General features: G+C 53.7%; 4 protein-coding genes. 1 reads left to right on the top strand and 3 read right to left on the bottom strand.

The window, feature by feature from the left end:
- The coding region (locus Q0Z94_RS10850; protein ID WP_298069616.1) for a hypothetical protein at positions 1-237 on the top strand (237 nt) is incomplete at its 5' end.
- A gap of 191 nt (positions 238-428) precedes the next feature.
- On the opposite strand, the gene Q0Z94_RS10845 is transcribed toward Q0Z94_RS10850, so the two are convergent.
- From Q0Z94_RS10845 to Q0Z94_RS10835, 3 genes are all read right to left on the bottom strand, one after another.
- Complete coding sequence (locus Q0Z94_RS10845; RefSeq protein ID WP_298069614.1) at positions 429-1,142, bottom strand: TIGR02391 family protein; 714 nt, start codon at positions 1,140-1,142, stop codon at positions 429-431.
- A 33-nt stretch (positions 1,143-1,175) separates the two neighbouring features.
- Complete coding sequence (locus tag Q0Z94_RS10840) at positions 1,176-5,282, bottom strand: N-6 DNA methylase (protein WP_298069613.1); 4,107 nt, start codon at positions 5,280-5,282, stop codon at positions 1,176-1,178.
- A gap of 99 nt (positions 5,283-5,381) precedes the next feature.
- Positions 5,382-5,690, bottom strand: a 309-nt coding sequence (locus Q0Z94_RS10835; RefSeq protein WP_298069612.1) for a HepT-like ribonuclease domain-containing protein, incomplete at its 5' end; no start/stop codon positions are given.

Raw genomic sequence — 5,690 nt, 5'->3', positions numbered from 1 at the left:
AACGCCGTGGCTCATGCACTTAAGGATAGCATGGTTATTCAGAAGCTGCACCTGGTGGCCACCTCGGACGCCGATCCAAACCGACAGGTGAAGTTCACGCTGGATGTCGGGCTGGCTGTGTCTGGCCTGAAGCTGCCTAAGGCGGAAAAAGGCGCGGAAGAAGATGCGACGTTCCTCGTGAATGCCGATGTCTGCGCCGTTGTGGCGGATATAGTGGAGGTTTTGGCTTCGGTCTAAAGAAGTGCCAGACAAGCATGACGATGAAGCCACAAGCGGGGTTCTTCGTCCTGTGGCTCGCACTAGCACCATATAATCTTATAAATCATATGAGGAAATGAAGAGAACCACAGTATCATGTGAAACCCCCTATGCTGCACTCCTGAAGATTTGTAATGATTTTTTCATGATTTTATATAGTTACTTTATGGTTAGCAAGGATTCTCCTCATCTTTAAAAATTGGAGGAGATACTCTGTTATCCAAAACCTTCATAAGGATACTCATAAATGCAATTTCCTGAAACGCAGATATTTCATCCATTTTTTCTCCATAAGGATGGGCATTTCTATTCCGTATGGCGGAAATCCACCCACGGAAAAATTCTGAATATCCTGCCTGTTTATCTTTATTCGTCCGTGTCTGCTGGTCAAAAAGCGTAATTTCTGTATTGGATGCTGAAAATAATTTTCCAACAAGATTTGAGCCGTCAATATCCTCACAGTCATTATCAATATGTTTATTTATTATCTTTAATCTCATCATCAATATGTTTGTAGCTTCTGTTACGGCATCCTGATAATGGCCTTGTAAAAATTTTGTTCTAACTACCCTACAGAAACTATTATGAACATATTTCCAATTATTCTTATCTTTATCATATATATTTTTTATCGCATTAATAAGCTCTGCAAGTCTGTCAAAAATATTTACACTAATGCAATAATTATTTAATGCCAATTTAGTATTTAAAAATCTAATCCTTTGTGCCAATTCTGGAAACTCATTATTTATGTTATTTGATATATTTACCAAACGAGCAGATATATCTGCAAGCTGTTGCGGAGGTAATGGAGTAAAAGATTGTGCATGAACTAATTTGTCATTTCTTGAAAACCAATTTAACAAAAATTGAAGGTCATCCATAATACACTCTGCAATAAGAAATTTTACCTATCATCAGTTTTGATTCATCATCCCATCATACTCGCGCAAAATCGCCTCTTTTGTGCGATAGCCGCCATACGCCTTCTCATCCTTCTTCTTCACAATGGGGAATGTCTCCATGATATAATCCACGGCATGGCGCGGGGTGGGGAACGCGGCGCACAAGGTTTTGTATTCCGCGGCTGTCTCTTTTTCTGCCTGTTTCCATGTGCCATCAGAGTTGGCAGGCAAATACAGGTGGAAGAAGGCCGCGTCCAGTTCGGCGCGAAGTTCTGCCCGGCGCGCTTCATCCCAGGCAAAGGGGTCACCGTGAAAGCCCAGGTCTTCGGCAAAGGGGCGCATATCTTCCGCCGTGTAGCTCAGCTCCAGAATACGCGGGCGCAGCCACTCGGCGAGACTGAGAGAGGGCTGCCATGGGGCGGGGGAATAAAAAGCCGCAGGAGGCAATACCGGCAATTGACGAAAATAATGAAATTTTAAATGGACACCGCCAATTTTTTGGCGAGTGATATAGTCGCATACATAAGAATTTAAACAGCACGGGATTAAATATTTCAATGTATGATTGCCAAACAGTAATAGATAGGTATCCGCTACTGCACTCTTTTGTATAAAACCACTGACCACCGTCCGTTCATTCGTTGCGTTTGTAATATCCCTCCAGCCCATGAGCCAGCCGTGCTTCCAGCCCATGGCGGCGAGATAGCGGCGCACTTCTTCTTCCGCCACCCAGTAGCGCGGCTGGACGCAAAAGTGCGGGTTCTGCAGCTCCTCCAGCGTGACGTCCCGTGTTTCCGGCGCGGCGTCTCGGCCTGGCCGGTACGTCGCCCAGCGGTGGGTGAAGTGGTGGATCATCTTGGCTTCGTAGAGCGGCAGGCAGTTCTTCCCTGCCTTTTCAAACACGTTCCCCGCGAGCAGCCAGCCGTCGTCTTCCAGCTCTTCCCGCGTGCGGAAGAGGCGGGAGTCGTTGGACATGTCGAACATTCTGTTAAATTTTACACCCCAGGGATTTTCCTCGGGCCGGCCATCCCGCGCCTCCCGGATGAGCACGGGCACGCGGCGGTAGACGGCTTTGGTCAGTTCCGCGTCCCTGCTGCTGCGGAAGATGGGGCAGGTGCGGGTGTTGGGGTTCAGGAGCGCGATGTCCGCCGGGGAGAGGGTGAAGCGCTTCTGCGGGTCGCGCAGCTCGTCCGTGCTGTGGGCGAAGAAGACAAACTGCGCCTGCCTGGCCAGAGGCTTTGCCCCGGAACCGGCGGTGAGCAGACTGAATTTGTAGCTGGCATGAACGCCGGGAAAAATTCCCTTATTCTCGAAGTCGTACAGGCTGACAAGGCTCTGTGTCTCCACCAGATTCTGGAAGAAGAATTTGGTGGTGTCGTCCGTGGCGATGCCGGAGGGCACAATGCAGCCCAGGCGGCCGCCGTCGTTGAGCATGTTGCGCATGTTCTCGGCAAAGACGGTGTAGAGGTTGATGTCACCGCGTCCGCAGAACGGAAAGCGCCCGCTATTGCGCAGAAAATGGCTTTGCCCGTCCACATCGCGCAGAGCCTGCGTGTAGGCGGCATAAAGGGCCGGATTATCCTTTTTCAGCGCTGCTATCATCTTTTTGCGAGCGGCCGCGTTCCGGGCCTCGGCAATATCCGGACGGATTGCGGCAAACCATTCCTTTTCCTGCAACTTGATGCGTTCCCACGGCGGATTACCCAGCACCACGTCAAATCCGCCCCTGGCTTCCACTTCGGGGAAAGACACGGCGAGATGGAAAAACTGATACTGCCCGGCCATCTGTCGGGCGAGAGACTGTGCCGACCGGCTCTCCTGCCTGCCGGAAGCGAAATCCTGTATCGTGCCGGAGCTAATGCCAATGGGCGTGTCATCAAAAACGCCGGGGTACTTTTCCAGTTCGGGGAAATATCTGGGCGCAACAAAGGCCGCGCACCACATATCAAAGAGCAGCTTTTTCCGCTTCCAGTCCCCTGAACCCATCCAGTCATGATATGCCTTTTCCTGCGCTTCCAGTTCGGCAATGGTGTTTGCTGGCATGGCGTCCAGATCCGGCGGGGCGGCCAGATTCATCAGGGACTCAAAATCTTTCCGCCATTGTTCGGCAAGAAGATTCTGCCAGGCTTCGGGTTTGCGCCTGCCCAGTGCGCCAAAAACGCCCTCAAGATAGTTCCTGTTCTTTTTGCGCAGGGCGGTACACGCCTTTTTGTCATCTCCGGCAAGCGCTTCGAAGGCTTCTTCCGGCAATCCGTTCAGGATGCACTGCCGCGTGGTTCCCAGCAGGCTGTTGCCGCACTGGATGTGATGATCCAGAAACGAGAGCGGCTTGCCCGGCTCCACCGCCTCCAGCCACAGGCTCACCTTGCACAGCTCCACCGACATGGGATTGAGGTCCACGCCGTACACGCAGCGTCCTATGACATCACGCAGGGCATGGCGGAGGACTGCCGGGGCGGGTTCTTCATCGCCCGAACGCAGCGCGGCCAGGCGTTTGGCCAGACGCTGGGCGGCTGCCAGCAAAAAATGCCCGCTGCCGCAGGCCGGATCGCAGATTTTCAGGTTGAGCAGGGCGGTTTCGGCGGCTTCCACGCTGCCCGCGTCCCTCATGGTTCGGCTGATGGTCTGGTTGATGACCGGCTCAAGGGCGGAATCCAGCAGACTGTCAATAAGCCGGGTGGGTGTGTAGTAGGAGCCGGTGGTCTTTCGCTCGTTTCCGGCGGCAACGTCCAGACGAAATTCGCCATTTTCCACCACAGGATGCAGCTCCAGCAGGGATTCATACACGGAACCCAGTTCCCTTGCTCCCAGATGGCGGAAATCCACGGGGCGTCTTCGCCAGTCCCTGACCGTAAAGGCCAGTTCCCGTATGGCCTTGAGCAGGTCGGTATTACGCAGACTGCACGCGGCAATGTCCGGCAGGGCCTTGTCCGACCACAAGAAACCGCCCAGAGGGGCAAGGCCCAGTTCAGGGCAGCCCCTGCTCTCGAGCCTGTCCATGACCAGCTTGAGGCCCTCATACAGATCGCCATGCGTGCCGCCAGGTATGCTTGCGGCAAGTTTGCGCAGGCGGGACAGGGAATAGGAATGAAGGTAGTGCTCCCGGCTGGCCGGCGTGGCTTCCGGGCCATGCAGCATCCGCCGATCTTCCAGCACAAACAGAAAAATGATACGGTAGACAAGGCGCAGGAGCTGACGAAAATACTCCTGCCGGTTCAAGTCTCCGCTGCTCAGGCTCTCTCTCAATGCCGGATTGCGGCTGTCCATAAAGCCCTGCCCCAGAGCGACTATGGCCTGCTGGACGGCATTGCGCAGGGAATCAAGCGCAAGAACCGCCGCGTTCCTGCCTTCCTGCATCCACTGTTCCAGCCAGCAGTTTTCCGGCTTTTCCGCTTCCACCCGCGATTCGTGACAGAGCATCCAGAGCAGGGCAAAATCGGCAAAGGATTCTCCGTTGAACAAGCCTTGCAGGTCAAATTCCACAAATGCCTGCCTGCTCAGGCTGGCGTTATCCCGCAGAATACGCAGGATAAGTCCGTTGGAAACAAAGCCCCAGAGGTGCGCATCGGAGCGGTTCAGAAACTCCTGCACCAGCGAATGCGGGCTGCTTTGGGCAGCTCCGGCAATGCCCCGTGTCCTCCTGTCCATATCCACGCCACAACCAACAAGGTGGATGGGGGAGTGCAGCCAGAAATGGGAAATGGGCCAGGATTTTTCCTGACTGTCAGGTGTCGTGCCTGCATGGCGCACAAGGCGATCTTCAGGACGGGCCGCGACAAGCCGCCCGTAGCCAAGCTCGGCAAAAAGCGGAAGCAGCAGTTCTTCCCTTGTCAGCCGTGTTCCGGGGTCTCCTTCGGGCAGATGGTCACGCAGTTCGGCAAAACGCCGCCATACGGCCAGCATTTTTTGCCATGAACGGTTGATGGCGTCTGTCAGGCGTTCGCCGCCGGAAAGATTCCACGGATTCCTTTCCCGTTCCACGGATTCCGCCGGATCGCCCTGCGTCAATTTCGGGTACATGCCGGGAAGTTCCCTGTCGCGGGACACAATACGCTGCAAAACGTCAACCGGCAGCAGTCCGCCTTCGCTGCGAACATTGGACAGACTCAATATGCTCATACTCTGCTCCGAAGCCTTGCGCAGGCCACACGGTCATCTCTGGCTTGGCACAAGCACAAGTTTTTTGCCAGGCGAGGCCAAAACGTTGAGGAATAATGTTCAGTCCGCATCCAGCAATTGCATCAGGCTGCAAACATGCGCAAAAAGTGGCGGAATATCCTGCTGTATCGTATTCCAGACAAGCATCCAGTCTATCGCGCCATAATCATGAACAAGAATATTGCGCATCCCTATAATCACGCGAAATGGTATTTCCGGGTGTTTTTCGCAAAAATCAGGGTATTTTCTGGACAAGGAAGCCGCGGCCTCCCCGATGATGGAAAGCCTTCTTGCAATAATATCCTGAGCGGTCCAGGAAGCGTCAGCATCAAGGAACGACTCCTTTGTCTGCGACTCAAGAATGGCGAG

It is taken from the genome of uncultured Mailhella sp. (assembly GCF_947631555.1).
Taxonomy (GTDB): Bacteria; Desulfobacterota; Desulfovibrionia; order Desulfovibrionales; family Desulfovibrionaceae; genus Mailhella.
Note: the sequence above shows the minus strand (reverse complement) of the source record. Positions and strands in the feature narration are given on the sequence as shown.

Excerpts from the sequence above, each read along its gene's own strand:
- Q0Z94_RS10845 (WP_298069614.1), bottom strand. The coding sequence starts at position 1,142 with ATGGATGACCTTCAATTTTTGTTAAATTGGTTTTCAAGAAATGACAAA.
- Q0Z94_RS10840 (WP_298069613.1), bottom strand. The coding sequence starts at position 5,282 with ATGAGCATATTGAGTCTGTCCAATGTTCGCAGCGAAGGCGGACTGCTG.